Source organism: Shewanella xiamenensis (assembly GCF_024971755.1).
GTDB classification, from domain to species: domain Bacteria; phylum Pseudomonadota; class Gammaproteobacteria; order Enterobacterales; family Shewanellaceae; genus Shewanella; species Shewanella xiamenensis.
Genome location: NZ_CP079718.1, coordinates 1,645,052 through 1,667,098, shown reverse-complemented (window position 1 = coordinate 1,667,098; position 22,047 = coordinate 1,645,052). Strand labels below are relative to the sequence as shown.

Below are 22,047 nucleotides of genomic sequence, written 5' to 3'. Positions count from 1 at the left end.
CGGCAAGTATCGGTAAGAGGTAAGAATGCAATGCGAAACGCAGAGTTTGATAGGGCGCAAGTACTCAGGGGGGCAATGGCGGCCTTTATGCGTAAGGGATATACCAAGACCAGCATGCAAGATCTCACCCAAGCCACCGGATTACACCCTGGGTCCATTTACTGTGCTTTTAGTAATAAACGTGGATTACTCATTGCCGCTATCGAGCAATATCAACAGGATAGAAACGAGCAATTCAAGCTTATCTTCTCCAACAACCAGCCAGTGCTTAAAAATTTAAAAACTTACTTAGATAATGTCGTCGTCGAATGTATCAGCTGCGATAGCCAGCAAGCCTGTTTACTGACCAAGGCGTTAAATGAAATCGCCGAGCAAGACGATGAGATTCAACATATTATCAGTCAGAATCTCCATCTATGGCAAAACGCACTCACCGCACAATTTGAACTTGCAGCTTCTCAAGGAATGTTACAAGGGCAGCTCAATAGCGAGCAGAGAGCACAATATTTAATGATGGGAATCTATGGCTTACGAACCTTCGCCCACACCCATCCGCAGGCGGAGATATTGCAGCAATTAGCCAATAAACTGTTTGATGATGTTTGCAGATAACAGCCGAACCTGACGCTTATTTAACCGAACGCATAAAGCAAAAGGACGATAAATCAACTTATCGTCCTTTCAATATGATGTTTTGCCAGTATATTTTTTCTTAACCTATATTTGCCTGTGCAAAAACACGCTCACCGAGTGAGTTCAAAATCTTACACTCACCTTCTAATACGGCAATAATGGATTTTCCTTTGCGAAAACTTGCAGGAATCATCACACGACCTGACTCGCTAACAGGTAAACCTTGTAACACCGAATTGTGCATAATTAACCCAACGGGCGCATCATAATACAAAACTGTAACAGTCGCTTGTGTTGCTTGCATAACTTTTAACTCACATTAAGCAGTATCTACTGCTATCGATCAAAGTGGCAAGAGTCTCCATTCATCTCTTATGAAAACAAAACCCAAAACTTGTTTTACCATTTAAAATCAACAAATTAAAAACTCAAAGCGATATAACTTTATACAAAAGGTAAAGACATCATCGCGCCATGAATATCACATCATTTAAGCACTTCGGCAAATAGATGCCAATCTATTTCTATTTTGTTAATCAAATCCGCGCAATCGATCACACTTAAGCAACAAGGACAGATGAATATTTATCTACAAAATAAAAGCGTTAATTCTATATTAAACTACAGTTACTTCGCTTTAAACCCCACTCGAAAACCGCCCCAGTGTTTACCATTAACATAAATGGGTACTGACAAGTCATGCATAATCTCCCCGGTATCTCGCTTATAGGTTTGCAGTAAAACAGGATCCGTATGTGTCCCACAACGGTTGCCCGTTGGGTCATTAAATAAGCGTTTAGTGCGATTATGCACCATATCAACCTCAACTTTGCCCGTTAATGCTTGGCTAAAGCGTTTATTATGGGTTGGGAAATAACCTTTTTTATCAACGGCTCCAGCATAAATGATCTCACTATGCTTAGCTAAAATCGGTTCTTGAATCGCGGGAAAATGTTGATCGGTGAAACGGTCAAATGCTGTGGTATATTTCTGCGGCTGAGTATTGGCAATTGGCTGATATTTGGGACTAAACAACTCTGCTTCCGTAAAACTACCATTAGCTAATCCTTGCGCAAGTTTCTCTCCGCAAGCTTTTGCCGCTTCATTAGCGACTAATAGCACTTGTTGATCAAAGGTTTGAGTATCCCAATGAGACAATGCTTTAAATATACCCTCTGTCGTTAATGACAGGGTAAACGCCTGCTCAGAAACCGTCATGCTTTGTCTTCCTGTCGCAGTCAGCGAGTCACGGATCTGCGCTACCGAGTTGCTAATCTCATTGGTGGTATGATTGTATTGCTTAAGGGATTCTTCCATATCTCCAAGCGCATGCGCAGAACGAGTTACAGAGGTTGAGATATCAGTAAAGTGACCATCCAACTCCCCCATCGCACCGACAACATCAGCAGTTTGCAAAACCACTCGTTCCATTAACGCTGAACTTTTGTCTGTTTCAGCACGAATTTCGAGCAGCATCTTACCGATATCTTGGGTCGCTCCAGCCGTTTTTCCGGCAAGGCTTCGAACCTCATCAGCTACCACAGCAAAGCCTCGCCCTTGCTCTCCAGCTCTTGCCGCTTCAATAGCAGCATTTAATGCCAGTAAGTTTGTTTGTTCCGCAACCGAATTAATGACCTCGGTGATTTTTTGAATTTGTTCAGCTTTTGACTTTAAGGCCTGCACTTGCTGAGCGGCAGTGTTGATATCAGCATTTAATGATTCGATAGCAGATACGCCCTTTTGTGCTTGAGTTCTGCCTTGCACACTCAAGCGCTCAGCCTCTTGGGTTTGGACTAAAATGCTGCTGGCATTATCCCCAAGCAAAGCAGTTGTATTACTCAATTGCGCCGCAGCCACCGCGATAGCACTCGCATGTTCACCATTGGACTCAATCGATTTATTCAATAAATCAATAAAATGTGAGACCTCAGCTGCACCAATTGCAATCTTACTGGTTTGGACGCTGATATCATGTTCAGGAGAGCTTAACCGATTGAGCCTAAGAGCATTTTCATCAGGATTTGGCGCCTTGATACTCAAAAAACGCTTAACAATCCATAATACCCACACACAAACTATCCCGCCTAAAACCAAGGCATGTGTAAAACCGGATAAGGAGATGGCATTAAGTAAAAGGCTGCCAAACACAACTAAGACTAAACTCAGTGCAATGACGATTTTATGTTGTAATTCCATATTTGTATCTCACCAAGAAAACGCACATGCAAAGTGAGCGAAGTGAGTATTCACTTGCTATCCATTGCTATTTGATTGGCCGCAGTAAGCAGAATAGACAAATTCAAACACTGCGTAGTGAGTCTATCCTTCTGACTAAATTGAACTATTCATCCTAAAACCTATAGTCTATCTTCAGCGCTCTAACGCGCTTATGGCATTAGACATTAGTATAGATTTCGCCGAATTACCCAATAAATCCTTCCTAAAATCCTCTGGCCATTTTTAGCTGACAAAATGTGGTGCTTATCGCTTTATTGACAAGAATTCCAACTAGAGTGACTGCACATACGGCAAGAAAACTGCTACTATCGGCGCAATTTTTTTGAGCTAACGAGATCAAGATGGGCAGAGCATATCAAAACCGTAAAGAATCCATGGCGAAAACAGCTGGCCAGAAAACCCGCCTTTACTCACGCTACGGTAAAGAAATTTACGTAGTCGCCAAACAAGGTGGTGTCGAGCCGGACGGCAACTTATCACTCCGTCGTTTAATCGAACGCGCGAAGAAAGATCAAGTACCAGCACACGTTATTGAACGTGCTATTGATAAAGCCAAAGGTGGTGGCGGTGAAGATTATGATACTGCCCGTTATGAAGGTTTCGGCCCAGGTAACTGCATGGTCATCGTCGACTGCTTAACCGATAACGTAAAACGTACTTTTACTGAAGTACGTCAAGCCTTCGTAAAAAACGATGCCAAACTTGGTACACCCGGTACAGTAGGCCATATGTTTGACCAATCTGCCGTGTTCGTTTTCCCCGGTGAAGATGAAGATGCCATCCTCGAAATTCTAATGATGGCCGATGTCGATGTGAACGACGTAGAAGTAGAAAATGGCATGATCAGCGTTATCGCGCCACACACTGAGTTTTTCAAAGTTAAAACTGCACTGACGGATGCAATGCCTGATATCAACTTTGAAGTTGAGAACATCACTTTCGTGCCGCAAACCATGACCCCAGTGTCCGGTGAAGATGTGGCAGTATTCGATAAATTTATCGCCGCTTTAGAAGATTGTGATGACGTGCAAAACGTTTATCACAATGCAGAAATTCAAGATTAATTAAAATCTTACTTAACAAAAACGCAGCCAATGAGCTGCGTTTTTATTTGCGATCATGCATGAAATTCAATCGCTGCACACTTGGCCAAACGCGCGAGATCTCGTAGCGCGCTTCATGGAGGGACTCATCATCGCGATGGGCCATAATCATTATGGAAAATAGTTGCCACTGCCGAAAGCAGCGCCATATCCATACAATACCCCCGACCACTAACACCTGCGAGTAACAAAGCGTTACCGCATCCGGCAATTGGTATCGCAATGCCAAGGTTGCATTCCTACTATCACTAACTCATTACCTCATAGGCTAACGACACCGCCACTCCCGCTTAATAAAAACAACGTAGCTTGGTTTTATCAAAAACGCTGATCACATTGAGCCACTTCACTAAGCAATTGATTTAAAATAAATATATAACATCACCATATAGCTGGCGTTATTAGGCGTGGTTAATAATCCACATATCAGATAAAACTTCACAAACTGAATTAAATAAATAATTCAAATAACTTAGCGGATTAAGACTTTGCCTGCGTGATAGACATAGTCTCTTATGGAATACTTGCCTTAGAATGGATGATAAATTGTGATTGAAGGAAGCAAATAGGTGCAAGGAAATCGATTAACCAAAGCAGAAACGATGCTAATTGGTGCGGGTAGCCTCACTTGGGCACTTGTCGCTTGGCTGGGATTTAATCAAGATATTCAAGCCAAGCTACCCACGCTCAACAAAAGTTGCCATATAGCACTTTATGCATTGTTTATATTATTGTTTTTATTGCTGACAATCTTCGAACATCCTCGTAAAAGTCTCAAGATAAATAGGCTTTTAACCATAGTACTTGTTTGCTGTACCCTCAGCTTAATGCTGTTAAGTGAGCATTCTTTGTTACCCATCTTGCTCGTAATATGGGCGTCACTGTTACCCGAGTTCTTTAGCCGCAATGCCGCGATAGGACAAATCCTGTTAGCCAATCTTAGCTATTACTTCATTCTGCACTTACACACCTCAAACAGTATTATTTTTAATGTCCTTATTTATATGGGATTCCAGCTATTTGCATACAGCAGTAGTCAAGCGAGATTGTCCGAGCGCGAGTCTCGCCGGATACAGGAACATCTTAATCAACAACTTATCGCTACGAGAGCCTTGCTGAGTCAAACCAGCGAGCAGCAAGAAAGGTTGAGGATCTCACGGGATTTGCACGATATTCTCGGCCACCAACTCACTGCGTTATCATTGCAACTTGAGCTATTAAGTCATCAAGCACCTACGGAGCTCAAATCCACAGTCAATCAGAGTAAATCACTTGCCAAGGAATTATTAGAGAGTATCCGCGCCGTGGTTCGTGCGCAGCGGGTTAATATTGGCCTCGACTTAAAGCCTCCGCTTGATGCAATAGCAAGCCGTTTACCTAATGTTAGCTTGCGGTATAAATCATTAGTGCCGCTACAGTCGACTGAACTGGCTCAAGCCTTATTACTGGTATTGCAGGAAGGGATCAGTAATGGGGTGCGCCATGGCAAGGCCAATCAGTTCACGCTGTCGATGCAACTGCAACAAACCGAACTTATCATTCAACTTAACGATAATGGTCAAGGTATCAACCAAACCGCTTCAACAGGTATCGGGCTCAATAGCATGCAGGAAAGGTTATCAGCCTTTAATGGTAAGGTGTGTTTGCAGCCCAATGAAGATGCTAAAGGTTGTAGCCTTATTATCCGGCTGCCACAAAATACAACAATGTAAAAGACATCCCAACAAAACGGGTTACAAGGAATAAGTCGCTACTTATGGAAAAATTTCAATCGGCAATCACAACTGATAACCCATCCGCACCTCATACTATCAAGGTGGGATTAGTGGAAGACCAACAGTTAGTTCGTCAGGGGATCGCGAGCCTAATTGCCATTTCTCAGCATATCAAGGTGACTTGGCAGGCTGAGAATGGTCAAGAAGCACTTAGGCTGCTGGAAACTGAAGCCGTAGATTTGCTATTAAGTGATATTCGCATGCCAGTGCTCGATGGTATTAGTTTGCTAAAACAGCTTCGCGCCGTACAAAATCCCTTACCAGTAATAATGTTAACCACCTTTGATGACAGCGAATTGTTTTTAAATAGCTTACATGCCGGCGCAAATGGCTTCTTATTGAAGGATGTGTCTCTGGATAAGTTACTGCATGCCATTGAAACGGTTGCCAAAGGTGAGTATCTGATAGAACCTTCAGTACTTGAACAGATGCAGCACCGATCTCCTACATCTCTATCTCCTGCGCCTCTCAACATTGCAACTCAAGCGTTGTTATCAGCTCGCGAGCAAGAGATTTTACGCTATATGGCGGGAGGGTTTTCCAATAAAGAAATCGCCTATGCAGTATTTTTGGCCGAAGGAACCGTGAAAAACCACGTTTCAACCATTTTGGCTAAGCTCAATTGCCGAGACCGTACTCAAGCAGTACTAAGAGGCTTACAAATCGGCTTAATTTAGGACGGACACACCAACGAAAAAGGGCCTTAAAGGCCCTTTTCAATGTAATTACTGCCGCAAAAAACTAGCGTAAATCCATCTCTTGGATAATTTCATGGGCAATAGGTGGCGTTGTGCAGGTCGGCTTTTCATGTAAATCGGCCTTTAACTGACCTTTACGGTGTTTTAGTGCAGCATCCAATTTTTTAGCTGCTGCAGCAATCGCGGGGTACATGATTTCATCCGTACCTGAGGCGGAGATGCGACTGCCTTCGTAATTTGTTCGAATTTCAACCTGAAACTCGCCATGCTCCTTAGCAATAATGATATCGAGCCCAATGAGAGTGGGGAAATGAGTGGCGATTTTTGAAAACTTTTCGTTAACGTGTTCTTTGACAGAATCAGTAACATCGACATGGTGACCAGAAAGATTAATTTTCATAGGTTGTCCCTTTTAGTGTCTTTACTTTTTTTTCGCTTCACTATTAGAGCTTGGGGCATGGCAAATAAAACACAAGCCCCCTAGACAAATATTTCGAATGAAACAGGTATTAGCAGCAGCTAAATGTGAGGCTCATCAAAGAAATGGCACAATACGGAAACGTTAAAATAAATTAACTGGTTGATTTATAACCGACAAAAAATAAACCAACCAGTTGAATGCCAAGTGCTAATACTTACGCTGCACGCTTTGTTGCCAAAATTGCTGCGATAGGTGATGAGTTTTTGTCGATAAGCGCGAAACCTGCTCGCCCCTTGCCGCCGCATCTTGAGTCTGCTCTAAACTCTGCTGCGCCAAATCGCTGATCACATGGATAGCACGGCTAATTTCCGCCGCCACAGATGTCTGTTGAGTCATTGCTGCGGCATTGTCATCACTTAAAGAGTTGATCCGAGCGATAGAGGATAACAACTCACCAAAAGCCACACTGGCATCCTGCGCTAAAGAGACTGAGCGCTTAACCTGCTCCTGTCCGGCCGTCATCGTCGATGTCGCTTTTTGCGTGCTGTCTTTAAAGCGACTCACAATTTGCTCAATTTGTGAAGTTGACTGACTGGTTCGGCTAGACAATTGCCGCACCTCATCGGCAACGACAGCAAATCCCCGGCCAGTCTCCCCAGCCCGTGCCGCTTCAATTGCCGCATTAAGCGCCAGTAGATTAGTTTGGTCGGCAATAGAGCGAATAACTTCTAACACTTGATAAATCGCTTGGCTATCCTGCTCTATGGTTTGGACGACATCTGAAAAATGGCTCACCTGTACACTCAGTTGATGGATAGCTTCGATAACAGTTTCAAGCCGTGAATGGCCGCGCTGTGCAGCCTCATGGCTGGAGACCATTTCAGATGCCGTGCGATGGATATTATCTGTTACCTCAGCAAAACTGGCACTCATTTGTTCCATAGCCGTTGCCGCCTGAGTGGTTTGCACGCTCTGACTATCGGCATGCTCCCAGGTATTAGTGATGGTTTGTTTGAGATTGACGCTCTGCTCTTGTATTTCACTTGCAGAATCCGCCATCCGGCCAACAACCCCACCGATTTCAGTAATTAAAAACCGCAGAGCCAGATCAATTTTCCCGATTTCATCCTGTCTACCGGTATAAATCCCCATCGCGACGGGATCATCAATAATATGAGTAGCAACGCTAACTAATGCTTGTAATGGTTGCATAAGCTTGTACCACAATACCCAAGCAACTAAAGCCCCCACAAGTGCGGCTAATAAAGGGGAGTAACATGCCAAAAACGCCGTCGCCGCAATAGCTAAAAACATGGAGGATAGAATTTTCCCCCGAAATCCTAATCTATCTTTTTTTAATGCTTTAGGTTGTTTACCTTGATTAATGCCTTGATAAACATCTTCAGCTGCTCTGATTTGCTCAGGTGTCGCCTGGCGACGTACTGATTGATATTCATGAATTTTGCCATCTTCATATACAGGTGCAACATAGGCATTGACCCAATAGTAACCGCCAGTTTTGGTCTTGTTTTTGACTATGCCCATCCAAGGTTTGCCGCTTTTAATTCTATCCCAAAGCATTTTAAACGCAGCGGCAGGCATATCCTCGTGACGAACGATATTGTGAGGACTCCCTTGCAACTCAGTAACGCTATATTCACTTATCTGCGAAAAGGTTTGATTAACGTACTTAATGTTTCCTTTCAAATCGGTCGTAGAGAGTAGGATTGCGTTTTCAGATAGGTGTTTTTCACCTTTTTTTGAATGTGTTTGCATAGGGATATCAAAATGACTCCAAGTGAAAGTTGCAGGGGATTTTGCCAAAATGACAGAACACCTACTTTGATTAAGTTCACACTGAAAGCAGAATATTTAACCAAATGCTAAACAAGTAAGATCAATCTCATCAATAAAACCAAACATTTGTGACATATTGCACAGGGTTACGCATAACGCGAGCTAGCACTCAAAATGCGTTAAGGATATTTTGTGCACCGCCTCAATAAATGCAAATGATATTGTTTATCATTTAAATCAACTGCGTTATAATCATCAAAACAATAGCCTGATAGCTCATCAGAATGCCCGCTGTATTCAGCTATGGCTGAATTGGCATTTGGATTAACCGTTTAATATTGACTGAAATAAGTAGCACTTATGTCACATATCCCAACATCAAATTCCCCCCTCTCAGCGATAGCTGTACGTCCTGTATCGGGTTATTTTCAAGCCGCCATTCGGTGGCTAAAACAAGAGCAAACTCAATTTGGTTTGCAGGTATTTGTTCGCGCGAGTGCTGCGTTATTGGCTGGCTATATTGCAGCGGCAACGCTGGCCTGTTTACTGACTCAAATACTGCCAATGTCTCGATTTGAGAGCACATTAACGGCCAATATGCTGGCATTCTTGTTTTATGCCATCGCCATTATTTATGCCTTTTGCGTGCGTAAAACCTGGCATGCGTGGCGGGATCTGATGTTATTTAGCCTCCTGTGTTTTACTCTGCTTAAGGTGTGTGGACAGTAAGATGAAAGAAACCTTTTTTAGAACCTTATCTTGGCTACACACTTGGGCGGGTTTACTCGTTTGCTGGGTATTATTGCTGATCTTCTTTGCAGGCAGCCTGAGTTATTTCCGCCATGAAATCAGCCTATGGGCTGAGCCAGAACTTCACCGCGGTACATTTCAAGACTATCAAGCAAATCAATTAATAAGCCAGCTTGATAAGGGCCAACACTATATCGAGAGTCATTCGCCAGCGGAAACACAACGCTGGTTAATAAACTTTCCGACCCAGCGCAGTCCTATGCTTAGCTTTGCTTGGCAACTGCCGCCTGAAAAAGGGCAACGTCGCGGCAAAATCGAGCAACATACGGCACTTGCTGATGGGAGTGGCGTCATCACTGACGTCCGCGATAGTCGTGGGGGTGACTTCTTCTATCGTTTACATTTCGACCTGCACTATATGCCCGCCATTACAGCGCGCTACATTGTGGGCGTCTGCACTATGTTTATGCTGATTGCCCTTATCAGCGGTATCGTTATCCATAAGCGTATCTTTAAGGATTTATTTAGTTTTCGTCAAAACAAGGGCGCACGCTCTTGGCTCGATGCCCATAATGTCAGTTCTGTTATTGCGCTGCCTTATCATCTGATGATCACCTATACCGGCCTTATTACCTTGATGCTGATCTATATCCCATGGACGGTAAGCACAGCTTATCCTGAGGATAATCAAGCCTTTTTAAAAGAACTCAATCCGGCAAGACAAACGGAGAAGGCCTCAGGCATTTATGCCGAGCAAGTACGTTTAAGCCAACTGTTACCCCAAGTTCAGGCTGAATGGGGCAATGCGCCAATCAAGCAGGTGATTGTTTCCTATCCTCAAGATAAAAATAGCCAAGTGACCTTCTATCAAAATACTGGCAAAGATGTCACCGATGAATCAACACTCCTCGTGTTTAACGGCGTGACAGGTGAACTCAAATACGCCAGTCCACACGAAGTGTCAGGAACGGTGGCAACCTACGACACTATGATGTCACTGCACACCGCGCGTTTTGCTGCGCCGTTGCTGCGTATTTTGTTCTTCTTCTGCGGCTTACTCGGCTGCGCCATGGTAGCGACTGGCACCTTAATGTGGGCAATTCGTTTGCGCCAGAAACAGCAAAAGACAATCGATAAAGGTGAGAAACCGAGCCGTGGCCTGCGCTTAGTTGAGGGATTAAACTTCATGTTTATCTTAGGCTTGCCCTTGGGTGCGGCTGCATTTTTCTATGCCAATCGCATATTACCCGCCGATTTTGCAACGCGTTCTGCTTGGGAAGTACATAGCTTCTTTATTGCTTTAGGTGCTATGGGCGTGTGGGCATTTTTCGGGCGCAGCAGACGCGATTGGCAAATAGCTCTGGTGCTGATTGGCACACTCTATTGTGCGCTGCCCATACTCAATGCACTCACATCGCCAAGCCACTTTATTGATAATATCCAGTCTCAACAGTGGGCTTTGGTTGGTTTTGATGTGTTAGCGGTTTTAATCGGTGTAGTAATGCTATTTGCCAGCACCAAACTCTCAGTGGTGGCAAAAACACTGCAAAAACCGAATCGAAAAAATACTATTTCAGATAAAAAACCTATGCGAAAACCCGTTGAGACCACTTACGCAACCGAACTTACCTCATCGCCCTTGGAGGAAGCAAAGTCATGATGCCAGAATTTATCCCTATGCTCGGCATTCTCGGGCTTAGTTATCTCTCCCTTGCGCTGTTTGCGTTAGCTAAGTTTGGCCACTTTAAAGATGTGTTTAAACGCCCACCGTCACAATGGCAGAGCCGCCTGTTAACCCTGTTTGCTTGGCTGTTATTAATCATTAGCTTAAGCACCTGCGCCCACGGGCAAGGCTGGACCTATGGCAGTATTCTGTTTATGGGGATCATCTCACTAGCCGCCATGTTAGTGATTTTGACCCTAAGCTATAGCCCACGCCACCTTCCCATAGGGATAGTCACTGGCAGTGTATTGACTGGCAGCTTACTGTTAAGTGGTGGGATCTAAACCGTTTCACAGATGGCGCACTAAACTGTGCGCCCCATGCTGGAGAAGTCTTTTTAGCTAAGCTATAGTGCCCAGATGTCCTGCAATAAGGAGAAAAACATGGGCTTTAACTTAACAGTGAATTGGCAAACCTCGCCAGCAGAAGAAGGCGAATTTTGCCGTGATCACAGTATTACCTTTGGCAGCGGTCAAACGATTCAGGCATCCTCAGCCCCTGAATACAAGGGCAATGCACATTTTGTCAATCCAGAGGAAAGCCTACTCGCGGCGCTGTCTTCCTGCCATATGCTGACCTTCCTCGCTATTGCGCACCTCAAACGCCTCCCCGTCGTGTCCTATGTCGATGAAGCATCTGCGGAACTAGGAAAAAATGAAGCTGGTAAACTTGCCGTCACTAAAATGATCTTAAATCCTAAGGTCGTTTTTGCTGAAGGTGTGGAAGTCACTCAGGAAACACTTGAGAAAATTCACGAAAAAGCCCATGCAAACTGCTTTATCGCTAATAGCTTAGCAACGGATATTCAAATAAAGTTTTGATGGTTATAGGCAAGTTCATGCAGATAGACTTGCCATAGACCAATTACCTTGCCGCAAAAATAACGATGAACCGTTAACCAGCACCAAATCTATAGGCAAAAAAATGGGCGTGGTCTTGGGAACTACAAGACCACGCCCTAACATTGAACAGACTCAGCTTAGCTGAATTAGCTTAAATTTCGGTTAAAAATTTACGTTAAGCCAACTACTTAGCCTTTATATCTTCCGCCATACCTTTCGCTGGCATAGGTTGCGCCTTCAATGCTGGAATAGGCTGCTTAATCAATTCATCCTTAAGATAGCTAATGGCGGTTTCGAGCTGTGCATCGTGGCCGTTAAAGGTCGCAAAGGGTAAGTTATCCACCTCGATATCCGGTGTTACACCATGACCTTCGAGTACCCAGCGACCATCCATCGCATACTGCGGATATTCGGCGACCCGCGCCATCCCTTTATCTGTGAGTGAGTTACGACCCGATAACCACACGCCAGCACCCGCCGTTTGCTTACCGATGAGCGGAGCAATTCCCAGCGCCTTGATCCCCGCCGAGAAGGTTTCACCATCTGAGTAAGTCAGCTCGTCGGTTAACACCACTAAATGCCCACGGAAAGTTTGCTGCATATTGGTATTAGGCGTGCCATGGGTTGGCTGCCAAAATGCCCAGGCGCGGCGTAACAGTTTTTCGATAATCCAACTATCAATATTGCCACCACGGTTACGGCGAACGTCGATAATCAGACCGTCTTTATCATAATTGGTGTAAAACTCACGGGCGAAGCTCTCAATATCGCCGCCGCCCATGGCATATAAGTGCAGATAACCCATCTTGCCCTGGCTCGCCTTGGTCACGACCTCCGCATTATGGTTGACCCAATCTAAATAACGTAATTGGCCATCGACCAGAGTGCTCACAGGCATCACTACGGTTTTATGGCTTTGGCTACCACGTTTAAGCTCCAGTAACACTTGCTTATCCTGTTGATTACGCAATAAGCGGGTCACATCAGCCACATTCCCCACCGGCGTGCCATTGATGGCGAGTAGCACATCGCCCTCTTTGGCATCGACTTCGATACGGCTCAAAGGTGATGCTTGGCTCGGCAGTTCAGGATCATTTCGATAAATGTGAGCAATTTTCACCCCGTCGCTAGTTTGCTGTAATCGAGCGCCTAAACTCGCGCCCTTCGCCGCGTCAGGGTCCTTCGGAAAATCACCACCACGCACCTGCGAGTGCAACGAATCTAACTCGCCCATCATCTGCATAAAGATATCGTTTAGCTCATTACGATCCGTTAAACGTGCGAGTAATGGTTGGTACTTAGCCTTGGTTGCCTGCCAATCGAGACCGCGCATTTTTTTATCGAAGAAGGAATCTCTATGCATTAACCACGCATCTTCAAACATTTGTTGCCATTCTAAGCTTGGCGAAATCGCTAATTGCCATTGGTCAGTCTGTACCTTGGCATTGTCGGTATCGCCGAGTTTATCGCCCACATCAACAATCATCAGCGACTTTTCATCACTTTGTTTACGCAGTAACAACTTTTGACCATCAGCAGAGACACTGTAGTTCGCCACATCTTCAGCAAACACTTCGACTTTAGGGCGCTGTTCAGTGAACTTAACTGTCATGAGATTAGGTTGGCTTTCGTCACCAATCGCTTGGTCGAGTACATACAAACGACCATCAATGGCGGATAGCTGGCTGTAATTACCCGAATCAACAGGTACTTGCCATAAACGCTCACTAATTCCCGCCCAATCAATTTTTACAGGCGTCGGTTTATCTTTTGAGTCAGCTTTTTCTGCCGCCTTTGCCACTAATTCCGTTGGTTTACTGAAGGGGAACTTGGCATTCTTCACTAAGGCGATCGCAAAAATCTGGCTGCGTTTATCAAACACTGGCCCCATATTGCGGTCGCCCCAAGGTGAACTTGGTGTTGCGGTAAACTGGCGATTGGAGAGGAAATATAACCACTGGCCATCACTACTAAAAGTCGGTGAATAGGATTCATACTTGTCACTGGTGAGTGCTTGGGCCTTATTCTCATCCACCGAATAGAGTACGATTTGTGGTCTTTGCTTGCCGATTTCAGCTTTGGTTAGCGCAATAAAACGACTATCACCAGACCAGCGAATATCAGCATAGGGACCGAGTCCTTCACCGTTGCTGATGATTTTTTGGTTTGTATTTTTCTTTAAATCCAATAGCCACACATTACCGTCGTTATCGTCATGGGCAAGATAACGACCATCGCTTGACTGACTCAGCGACATTCTAAAAGTATGACCATCTTTAGTAAGCTGTTTAGCACCACTGCTGCCGTCGGCAGGAAATTGCCAAATTTCCTGTTGGCCGTTCATATCGCTGATGGCGTAAACCGACTTGCCGTCCTGACTCAGAATGGCATTGCGTACTCGATAAGTGCCAGGAAGCGCGACTTGCACTAACCGCGAGCCATCAGTCCCAGCAATCGCCACATGACTGCGGGCGGTAATCACCACTTTATCGCCAGCAAGGGCAAGATTAGCGGAGGTCGCATAATCCATCGGATCTTTTACCCAATGTTCGCGACGTTGGGCAAAATCGGAGGTTAATTCAATATCTAATAATGAGTCTTTAGCGGAGGCGATATCAAAAACATGAATATCTGCGCCCAACTGGAACACCACTTTGCCTTGATCCATACGGGCAGCGCGCATTTGCCAATCTTTATACTGAGTCAACTGTTTAGCATCACTGCCATCAAGCGCCATTGACCAGAGATTGTCATTACCATCGCTATCGCTAATAAAATAGAGTCTGTCTTGCCATAGCATAGGTTGGCGGACCGAGCCTTGGTGCTGCTTACTAAGTAATTGTGCCTCGTCTTTACCACCCAGTTTAAAGCGCCATAATTCGCCCTTAGCGCCGCCGCGATATACCTTTGCATTATCGCCCGTCACCTGCAGGCCGAAACGGGTAAAATAGACATACTGATTATTGGCATCGATCACCCCTTCCACCGCATCGGCTAAGGGCAGATCGGTTGTGGTTAAGCTCTCGGGATTGACAAGACGCAGCATCCAATTATTCGCGGGGCCAAAGCCAGTGTCGGTGGAATAAAGCACTTCTCCCTTAGAGCTCCACCCTTGCACTCGCACTCTGCTGTTTTCGAAACTCACGCGTTTGGCCACACCACCAGCCACTGGTATCACATAAACCTCACTCGCGCCCTCATAATTGGCCACATAAGCCACCCATTTACCATCGGCAGAGATGGCTGCGCCGAGCTCTTCAGCAGGCAAGGTAGTCAAGCGCGTCGCCGCCTTTTGGCCTAGGGTTTGCGTCCACAGGTCCCCTTCAGCGGTAAACACTAAGGTCTGGTCATGCAACGCTGGCGCGCGGTAATAACCTTGATTGCTAGTCGATTGTGCTGCAAATACCTGCGCTGCAGACAAAGTGCCAAGGGCGAGCATGCAGCAGGCAACGGAGTGACGAAGTTTCATGTGTAATCTCTATCCTATTGTTATTGTTAGCAATGGACTTTCTAGTGGGCAAAATTCACCAATAATGACCCAAAGTCTAACCCAGTAACCCAACAAGCTAGCAGAAATTGATAGAGAGAGCAGTAACTTAAAATAAGAGATGTTTTAGCAAATGTGTCATAGACTTATCATTTTGCATACTCATTAGAATAGCGCTTATCTTGCTATATCAAACGTTAATAACCCAGCATACAAGCGATAAAATGGGCCATATTGATTGCTGATTTTCGATTGCTGTGCCAGCGAAATTTGCTGCCATTTATAGACAATTCGCGCAATTTCACCATTGATTGTTAACGCCTTAATTGCACGATTAAATTGCGCTAACAGTAGGGGAGACATACTCTGCTTACTTAGCATTAAGTGTATTGGATTATGGTCCAATATCGGTTTAAGTGCTGATAACCTGACCCCTTGGTGTTGACTTGCAATATAGGGCATCGCTATAGCATCCCCAATCATCAGATCCGCTCTGTCATAAGTGAGCATTTGCACTGATTTGTCGACATCAGGACTCAGTATCAATAAGTTTTCCAGTGCTAAACGTTCTCGAGTGTTCTCATAATCCGCACCATACCAACCACTGATTGGCACTAAGAGCCGCAACTTTTGAGTAAAAATATCCTGCCATTGTTCTAACTTAACATTGTCTTTGTTTTCATCTAATACGAATAAGCGCACTTCTTCATCACGGTAGGGATCTGAAAAAAATGAATATTCTTCGCGCTCGACGGTTTTTGTAGCCCCCATCATTATATCTAGTGAGCCACTTTTCAGCATTTGATGTGAACGCTTCGCAGGGACATTGATAAAGTTAATCTCACATCCCAAAAACTCAGCAAACGCACGCAGTAATTCAACATCCAGTCCTTGAGCCTCCCCCTGCATATCTTGCCAGGCATAGGGAGGCCAATCGTTATAACCGACTTTAATGGGATTCGAACAAGCAGGAGAATTCGCCTCGGATGGAACACTCCAAGCGAGGAAAATAAAAATACATAACAGCAAGATATGGCTAAACTGAAAAATGCACTTTGGCATTATCGTTGCCCCGTCGCGAGTTATTCTTCGATGATTTTACGGCTTAATACTCAGTTTTTACGGCTTAATGCTATGTAAGCTACTACGGCTTATTTATGACTCGATCTAAGCTTAGTCGGCATCCCAACTTGATGCCATCAAGTTGCTCTGTACAGTCCATTGGTCGAACTAGCGTGAACAATAATAAAAACATCTATACAAAAGGAGTCAAACGACTCCCTTTGTATTTCATCTAGTTAGTGTTTATCGTCGTTTACAAGATTAGGGCGTGTTGACGTTTCAGGGTTATTTTTGCAGCAATTTGGCTGATGTTTATGCAAGGCAAAGTCCGTGCTGTGTAGCATTCTACATAAACGGACGATAACGCAGCAGAAACTTCAGCCAAGTGCTGCCCAAAGGGTTCGCGTCTGGCAAGCACTTGCTCTTTGTCACTTGCCATTTGAGTAGAATAACTACACTTCATTCCTCGCTTCGTGAGCATGAGCTTGCCAGAACGAACAAAATTTAATCTCGAAACGTCAACACGCCCTAGTTTAATACCGCAAATAAATGGTTTTTTAGCTGGGCAAAATCAGCTGGTAATTCAGCCGATAATATTGTTTTGTGCTCTACCACTTTTAATTCAGGCGGAAGGGGTAAGTTAAGGGCAAGCTCCCTGTCGACCACATCCTTAAACTTAGCGGGATGAGCCGTACCTAAAAATATCCCCACTTCATCAGGCACTAAGTTAAGGGTTAACGCTTTAGCCGCAATCGCTGCATGGGGCTCAGATACATAACCTTTAGCATAAAGATCTGCCAACGCCTCCGAGGTTTGCACCTCTGACAGGCGAATCCCCACTAAGTCCGCCAATGGCCAACCGAGTTTCTCGCAAATAGCTTCAACGCGCGGCCAGTTGCTTGGCTCACTCACATCCATCGCATTGGACATAGTGGCTTGAGTAGGATTAGGCTGCCAATCGCCACTCTCTAAATAGCGTGGCACTGTGTCATTCGCATTAGTAGCAGCAATAAAACGTTTAACGGGTAACCCCATGGCTTTAGCAAACAAACCCGCGGTGAGATTACCAAAATTACCACTGGGCACGGCAATCACAGGATCGGCCTCATGACGCTGTTTTGACTGAGCAACAGCTTCGAAGTAATAACAAATCTGTGCCAGTAAGCGACTGATGTTGATTGAGTTAGCTGAGTTTAAATGCAAACCATCACGCACATCGCTATCTTCAAATGCCTGTTTGACTAAGTGCTGGCAGGCATCGAAATCTGACTCAACCGCGACTGTGTGGATGTTCTTGCCTAAAGTAGTGAACATTTTTTCCTGTAGCTCACTGATTTTGCCCTTAGGATAAAGCACCACAACATTGACTTTATCTAGACCATAAAAGGCATCGGCCACTGCCGCCCCTGTATCCCCTGATGTCGCCGTTAAAATGGTTAAGCGCGAGTCTTGAGCAAAAACATTGATGCATTGTGCCATAAAGCGCGCGCCAAAATCCTTAAATGCTAAGGTCGGCCCATGGAAAAGCTCGAGGCACGAGCGCTGCTCATCGACTTCCACTAAGGGTAAATCGAAATTAAAGGCACGCTCAACCAGTTGATCTACCGTATCTTGACCCAGTTCAGAGGCGAGCCAAGCACCGAGCACTTTTTTACTGCGCTCGACAAAAGGCATCGCCAGCAGCGCCTCAATATCGTGCAATACTGGAATTTGTGTAGGAAAAAACAGCCCTCTGTCTTTACCAAGTCCTAATTGCACCGCTTCTTTAAAGCTCACTTTCTGCGAAGGGTGTTTTAAATTATATAGTTCCATGCTCACTCGACCTTATCAGTGCCAAACCTTTAAGGCTTGGGCTTAATGCTTTTAAAAGTAAGAAAAATTAATCGACTCGGCGCGTGCCTTGCTCATCGAGGCGGCACACATGGGCAAAGCCCCCCGCTTCGGTCAGATAATGAGCCTCTAACCAAGCTTTGGCAGCATTGGCAGTAGCGAGATCGTCGGTCACTGAAAACAGGGTTGGCCCACTGCCAGAAATACCTGTAGTTAACATGCCTAATTCGGCGAGCGCCGCTCTGGCATTGTCATAGCCCGGAATCGCCGCTGCGCGGTAAGGTTCAGCCAATACATCCTTTAATACTTGAATCGCAAGCTTGGCGTTTTGCTGATAAGAGGCGTGCACAAAGGCACTCAAATAACGCCCAAAATCGATGGCCACTGACTTATCGTATTGTTCTGGCATGAGTTTACGCATCATGGCCGTAGAGAGTGAAATCCCAGGATACGCCACCACCCAATACCATTGTTTAAAACTGGGGATCGGCTCGCAGATAGCGCCGGGTACATTGAGCATCAGCTGCATGCCGCCCAAATAGCAGGGCGCGACGTTGTCGTAATGCACGCTACCGCTGATCTTGCCCTCAAACTCGCCCATGAGTTCGAGTAGCGCTTGTTTATCGTATGGGCGTCCGAAATGCTCGTTAAGCGCGTAAAGCGCTGCAACCACAGAACTGGCGCTCGAACCTAAGCCACTGCCGACGGGCAAGTTTTTTTCTAGGGTTAATGCCACGCCTTGGTTTTCTTTCCCAAGGGCTTTTAAGAAAAACACCGCGCATTGATGGACGATATTCTCCTCGGGATTGCTGGGTAACTTATGCGCCCACGCTCCCACTTGAGTGAGGCTCACCCCAGCATCCGCTGCCGCAATCGTGACTCTATCGCCCAGTAAACTGCCATCGATGGGCGCAAGTGCTGCGCCCAATAAATCAAAACCCACACCCACATTACCCATAGAGGCGGGAGCGTAAACGGTCAAACTCATACACTCACCTCACGAGTCCAATTTAAGGTTCTTAATACATCGGCAAAGGCACCTGCCGCAGTCACTTCTGTGCCCGCACCATATCCACGCAACACAAAGGGAATCGGCTGATAATAACGGCTGTAGAATGCCAAGGCATTTTCACCGCCTTTTACGCTATAGAGCGGATCGGTTGCATCGACTTCGGTGATACGCACATAGCACGCGCCTTCTTCAATCTGCCCCACATAACGCAGCACTTTACCCTGCGCTTTCGCCTCCGCCACTCGCGCCGCAATCGCAGCATCGGCCTCGGGTAAACGCGCCATAAAACTTTCCACATCGCCTGAATCATCAAAATCGTCAGGTAAGACTGAGTCGACAACGATATCACTTAGCTCAAGTTTCAAACCCACTTCACGGGCCAAAATCAGCACTTTACGCGCCACATCCATACCACTTAAATCATCACGGGGATCGGGCTCGGTAAAGCATTTTTCCCGCGCCAGTTTAGTCGCCTCAGAAAGTGACATACCCTCATCGAGTTTACCGAAGATAAAGGATAAGGAGCCTGACAAAATGCCATTAAACTTGTGCAATTTATCACCGGCGAATAACAGTTTTTTCAAGTTATCGATAACGGGTAATCCTGCGCCCACGTTGGTCTCATACAGAAACTGCCGACGTTGCTTTAATGCTGTTTGACGCAAAGCTTGGTAATAGGCGTAATCGCGAGTGTTAGCCTTTTTATTGGGCGTCACCACGTGCATGCCCGCGTTCATCACCTCTAAATACTGGTTCGATACTTGATCGCTTGAAGTACAATCCACCAGCACAGGGTTTAATAATTGTTGTTCTTTCACCCAAGCCAATAGCGCAGGAAGATCGCTTGGCTGCTGAATGTCGGCAAGCAGGTTTTGCCAATTGTTTAAATCGATACCCGCACTATCGAGTAACATCTTGCTTGAATTGACTATGCCGCAGACACGTATGCTAATGTGCTGCTCTTTTAACACACTCGCCTGATGTTTGATTTGCTCGAGTAAGCCTGCGCCAACATTGCCACAACCCACTAAAAACACATCCAAATACTGCTGCACATCGAAAAAGCCTTGATGACAGGCGGCGACCGCATGTTTGGTCTTACGCTGTTCGATCACCGTTGAAATAGAACGCTCGGAGGAGCCTTGGGCAATCGCGATGATATTCACACTCGCCTGCGCTAACGCTTGGAAGAACCGTGCTGCCACACCTTTATGGGTACGCATTCCATCACCGATCAAGGAGACAATTGCCAAGTCATGGCGCATTTCGATTGGCTCGAGTAAGTCACTTTTGATTTCTAACTCAAATTCCTGCTCTAGCGCCGACTTCACCTTGTCGGACTCACTGGTCGCCACACAAAAGCTGATGCTGTATTCGCAAGAACTCTGGGTGATGAGTGACACGGAAACACCACTACGGGAAATTGCAGCCAGTGTGCGGCTCGCCATGCCGACCATGCCTTTCATACCAGGGCCTGATACATCAAACATGGTTTGATTATCGAGGTTTGAAATGGCTTTAACCTGCAAGCCGCTCTGATCGGCCTGATTCGATACCAGAGTGCCGGGCGCATCGGGATTAAAGCTGTTTTTGATATAACAGGGGATGTGGAACTGGGCGATAGGCGCAATGGTTTTAGGGTGCAACACCTTAGCCCCAAAGTAAGACAGCTCCATCGCCTCCTGATAACTTAACTGCGTTAGCAACTTAGCATCGGCGACCACCCGAGGATCGGTATTATATACGCCGTCAACGTCGGTCCAAATCTCGCAGCTTGAAGCATCTAAACAAGCGGCCAGCACGGCAGCAGAGTAATCAGAACCGTTACGGCCTAAGGTCACAACCTTGCCGTCTTCATCGGCGGCGGTAAAGCCGGGCATCACCCAAACCCGCTTCTCATCGAGGGCAAGATTTTTAAATCGCGGTTTGCTGACGGCAATATCGACCACGGATTCTAGCGGACGACCACGGCCTAAAAATAGTTCACGTGGGTCTAGCTGCGCCGAAGTAATGCCTTTTGCCAGCATGACTTGCTCCATCAACGCAGCAGACAAACGCTCACCCGCAACCACGATCTCGGCGCGCACCCCGTCTGGGCATTCCTGCAACAGCGTAATACCGCGTAATCTGTCCTGCCAACGTGCAAGCTGCGCGCTTAGTCCGGCGAACAGCACTTCGCTCTGGCTACTAGAGAGTCCAGAACTAACCGCATCCTGATAGAGCGAGGTAAACACCCGCTCAACGTGTTGAATGACTGGTGAATAATCTTCCCCTTTCACCGCCACATCGACCATTTCAAGCAGAGCGTTTGTCACTGTTGCAGGCGCAGAGAGCACTGTCGCCACCAGCTCAGCTTTCGCTGCCTTGGCCACGATATCCGCCGCCATTGAAAATCGCTGCCAATTTGCAAGCGAGGTACCACCAAATTTCATCACTTTCATCTTGATCTCCTGTACCGCGCCCGACTAAGAAACATAAGCTAAAAACAAAAAAGCCCGCTTCTTTGTGGGAAGCGGGCTCGTCGTTAAAATTCTTTAGGGTGTATCAGCCCGCCCCCACTCTGGTTGTAGTGGTGGTTGTAATAATGGTAATTACTACGAAACCAAGGCTATGCATACGTTTAGACTTATCTATGTCAATGTGATGTTAAACAGAATTGCCTTTTTCACCTAACCT

At 45.8% G+C, this 22,047-nt stretch carries 17 protein-coding genes; 8 read left to right on the top strand and 9 right to left on the bottom strand.

All coding sequences use genetic code 11. The features are described 5' to 3' along the window. Positions 1–30: 30 nt before the first annotated feature. Entirely contained in the window at positions 31–612 is a 582-nt protein-coding gene (locus KXJ80_RS08430; protein ID WP_055647802.1) for a TetR/AcrR family transcriptional regulator, read from the top strand. Positions 613–712: 100 nt separating this feature from the next. Here KXJ80_RS08430 and KXJ80_RS08425 read toward each other — a convergent pair whose 3' ends face one another. Together KXJ80_RS08425 and KXJ80_RS08420 are read right to left on the bottom strand one after the other, a co-directional pair. Next, positions 713–937 (bottom strand): TIGR02922 family protein, encoded by a 225-nt coding sequence (locus KXJ80_RS08425; protein WP_037420886.1) that lies wholly within the window; start codon positions 935–937, stop codon positions 713–715. Positions 938–1,260: 323 nt separating this feature from the next. After that, positions 1,261–2,829 carry a methyl-accepting chemotaxis protein gene (locus tag KXJ80_RS08420; protein WP_055647801.1) on the bottom strand — a complete coding sequence of 523 codons (1,569 nt, stop codon included), beginning with the start codon at positions 2,827–2,829 and terminating at the stop codon, positions 1,261–1,263. Positions 2,830–3,212: 383 nt separating this feature from the next. Here KXJ80_RS08420 and KXJ80_RS08415 point away from each other — a divergent pair, with 383 nt between their 5' ends. The 3 genes from KXJ80_RS08415 to KXJ80_RS08405 all read left to right on the top strand — a co-directional run bounded on the left by KXJ80_RS08415 (position 3,213) and on the right by KXJ80_RS08405 (position 6,426). Continuing rightward, positions 3,213–3,935: a YebC/PmpR family DNA-binding transcriptional regulator gene (locus KXJ80_RS08415; RefSeq protein ID WP_055647800.1), complete on the top strand. Its 723-nt coding sequence runs from the start codon at positions 3,213–3,215 to the stop codon at positions 3,933–3,935. 608 nt (positions 3,936–4,543) lie between these two features. After that, positions 4,544–5,686 (top strand): sensor histidine kinase, encoded by a 1,143-nt coding sequence (locus tag KXJ80_RS08410; protein ID WP_088586889.1) that lies wholly within the window; start codon positions 4,544–4,546, stop codon positions 5,684–5,686. 44 nt (positions 5,687–5,730) lie between these two features. Next, positions 5,731–6,426: a response regulator transcription factor gene (locus tag KXJ80_RS08405; protein WP_055647799.1), complete on the top strand. Its 696-nt coding sequence runs from the start codon at positions 5,731–5,733 to the stop codon at positions 6,424–6,426. A 64-nt stretch (positions 6,427–6,490) separates the two neighbouring features. On the opposite strand, the gene hpf is transcribed toward KXJ80_RS08405, so the two are convergent. Beyond that, the gene (hpf, locus tag KXJ80_RS08400) at positions 6,491–6,847 is read right to left on the bottom strand and encodes a ribosome hibernation-promoting factor, HPF/YfiA family (protein ID WP_023266557.1); all 357 of its coding nucleotides are present in this window, start codon (positions 6,845–6,847) and stop codon (positions 6,491–6,493) included. 228 nt (positions 6,848–7,075) lie between these two features. Beyond that, entirely contained in the window at positions 7,076–8,644 is a 1,569-nt protein-coding gene (locus tag KXJ80_RS08395) for a methyl-accepting chemotaxis protein (protein ID WP_037420899.1), read from the bottom strand. Between the two features lie 381 nt (positions 8,645–9,025). On the opposite strand from KXJ80_RS08395, the gene KXJ80_RS08390 reads away from it, so the two are divergent. From KXJ80_RS08390 to KXJ80_RS08375, 4 genes are all read left to right on the top strand, one after another. Further along, the gene (locus KXJ80_RS08390; protein WP_037420902.1) at positions 9,026–9,394 is read left to right on the top strand and encodes a DUF3649 domain-containing protein; all 369 of its coding nucleotides are present in this window, start codon (positions 9,026–9,028) and stop codon (positions 9,392–9,394) included. A gap of 1 nt (position 9,395) precedes the next feature. Next, a complete protein-coding gene (locus tag KXJ80_RS08385; protein ID WP_055647798.1) occupies positions 9,396–11,075 on the top strand; it encodes a PepSY-associated TM helix domain-containing protein in 1,680 nt (559 codons plus the stop codon). Beyond that, complete coding sequence (locus tag KXJ80_RS08380) at positions 11,072–11,422, top strand: DUF3325 domain-containing protein (RefSeq protein ID WP_037428781.1); 351 nt, start codon at positions 11,072–11,074, stop codon at positions 11,420–11,422. Before KXJ80_RS08385 ends, KXJ80_RS08380 begins: the two co-directional genes overlap by 4 nt. A 99-nt stretch (positions 11,423–11,521) precedes the next feature. After that, complete coding sequence (locus tag KXJ80_RS08375; protein ID WP_055647797.1) at positions 11,522–11,959, top strand: OsmC family protein; 438 nt, start codon at positions 11,522–11,524, stop codon at positions 11,957–11,959. Positions 11,960–12,164: 205 nt separating this feature from the next. On the opposite strand, the gene KXJ80_RS08370 is transcribed toward KXJ80_RS08375, so the two are convergent. From KXJ80_RS08370 to thrA, 5 genes are all read right to left on the bottom strand, one after another. Beyond that, on the bottom strand, positions 12,165–15,449 hold the full coding sequence (locus KXJ80_RS08370; protein WP_218737180.1) for a S41 family peptidase: 3,285 nt from the start codon (positions 15,447–15,449) through the stop codon (positions 12,165–12,167). A 195-nt stretch (positions 15,450–15,644) separates the two neighbouring features. Next, a complete protein-coding gene (locus tag KXJ80_RS08365) occupies positions 15,645–16,529 on the bottom strand; it encodes a substrate-binding periplasmic protein (protein WP_089068217.1) in 885 nt (294 codons plus the stop codon). 528 nt (positions 16,530–17,057) lie between these two features. Further along, a complete protein-coding gene (thrC, locus tag KXJ80_RS08360; RefSeq protein ID WP_218737181.1) occupies positions 17,058–18,341 on the bottom strand; it encodes a threonine synthase in 1,284 nt (427 codons plus the stop codon). Positions 18,342–18,408: 67 nt separating this feature from the next. Continuing rightward, positions 18,409–19,347: a homoserine kinase gene (gene thrB / locus KXJ80_RS08355; RefSeq protein WP_218737182.1), complete on the bottom strand. Its 939-nt coding sequence runs from the start codon at positions 19,345–19,347 to the stop codon at positions 18,409–18,411. Further along, a complete protein-coding gene (thrA, locus tag KXJ80_RS08350) occupies positions 19,344–21,812 on the bottom strand; it encodes a bifunctional aspartate kinase/homoserine dehydrogenase I (RefSeq protein ID WP_218737183.1) in 2,469 nt (822 codons plus the stop codon). Before thrA ends, thrB begins: the two co-directional genes overlap by 4 nt. Positions 21,813–22,047 lie beyond the last annotated feature (235 nt).

What these genes read in the sequence shown, in the direction of transcription:
- hpf (WP_023266557.1), bottom strand. Translation starts at nt 6,847, where the DNA reads ATGAAAATTAATCTTTCTGGTCACCATGTCGATGTTACTGATTCTGTC.
- KXJ80_RS08420 (WP_055647801.1), bottom strand. Translation starts at nt 2,829, where the DNA reads ATGGAATTACAACATAAAATCGTCATTGCACTGAGTTTAGTCTTAGTT.
- KXJ80_RS08375 (WP_055647797.1), top strand. Translation starts at nt 11,522, where the DNA reads ATGGGCTTTAACTTAACAGTGAATTGGCAAACCTCGCCAGCAGAAGAA.
- KXJ80_RS08365 (WP_089068217.1), bottom strand. Translation starts at nt 16,529, where the DNA reads ATGCCAAAGTGCATTTTTCAGTTTAGCCATATCTTGCTGTTATGTATT.
- KXJ80_RS08390 (WP_037420902.1), top strand. Translation starts at nt 9,026, where the DNA reads ATGTCACATATCCCAACATCAAATTCCCCCCTCTCAGCGATAGCTGTA.
- KXJ80_RS08370 (WP_218737180.1), bottom strand. Translation starts at nt 15,449, where the DNA reads ATGAAACTTCGTCACTCCGTTGCCTGCTGCATGCTCGCCCTTGGCACT.
- KXJ80_RS08380 (WP_037428781.1), top strand. Translation starts at nt 11,072, where the DNA reads ATGATGCCAGAATTTATCCCTATGCTCGGCATTCTCGGGCTTAGTTAT.
- thrC (WP_218737181.1), bottom strand. Translation starts at nt 18,341, where the DNA reads ATGGAACTATATAATTTAAAACACCCTTCGCAGAAAGTGAGCTTTAAA.
- KXJ80_RS08395 (WP_037420899.1), bottom strand. Translation starts at nt 8,644, where the DNA reads ATGCAAACACATTCAAAAAAAGGTGAAAAACACCTATCTGAAAACGCA.
- KXJ80_RS08405 (WP_055647799.1), top strand. Translation starts at nt 5,731, where the DNA reads ATGGAAAAATTTCAATCGGCAATCACAACTGATAACCCATCCGCACCT.
- KXJ80_RS08385 (WP_055647798.1), top strand. Translation starts at nt 9,396, where the DNA reads ATGAAAGAAACCTTTTTTAGAACCTTATCTTGGCTACACACTTGGGCG.
- thrB (WP_218737182.1), bottom strand. Translation starts at nt 19,347, where the DNA reads ATGAGTTTGACCGTTTACGCTCCCGCCTCTATGGGTAATGTGGGTGTG.
- KXJ80_RS08415 (WP_055647800.1), top strand. Translation starts at nt 3,213, where the DNA reads ATGGGCAGAGCATATCAAAACCGTAAAGAATCCATGGCGAAAACAGCT.
- KXJ80_RS08425 (WP_037420886.1), bottom strand. Translation starts at nt 937, where the DNA reads ATGCAAGCAACACAAGCGACTGTTACAGTTTTGTATTATGATGCGCCC.
- KXJ80_RS08430 (WP_055647802.1), top strand. Translation starts at nt 31, where the DNA reads ATGCGAAACGCAGAGTTTGATAGGGCGCAAGTACTCAGGGGGGCAATG.
- thrA (WP_218737183.1), bottom strand. Translation starts at nt 21,812, where the DNA reads ATGAAAGTGATGAAATTTGGTGGTACCTCGCTTGCAAATTGGCAGCGA.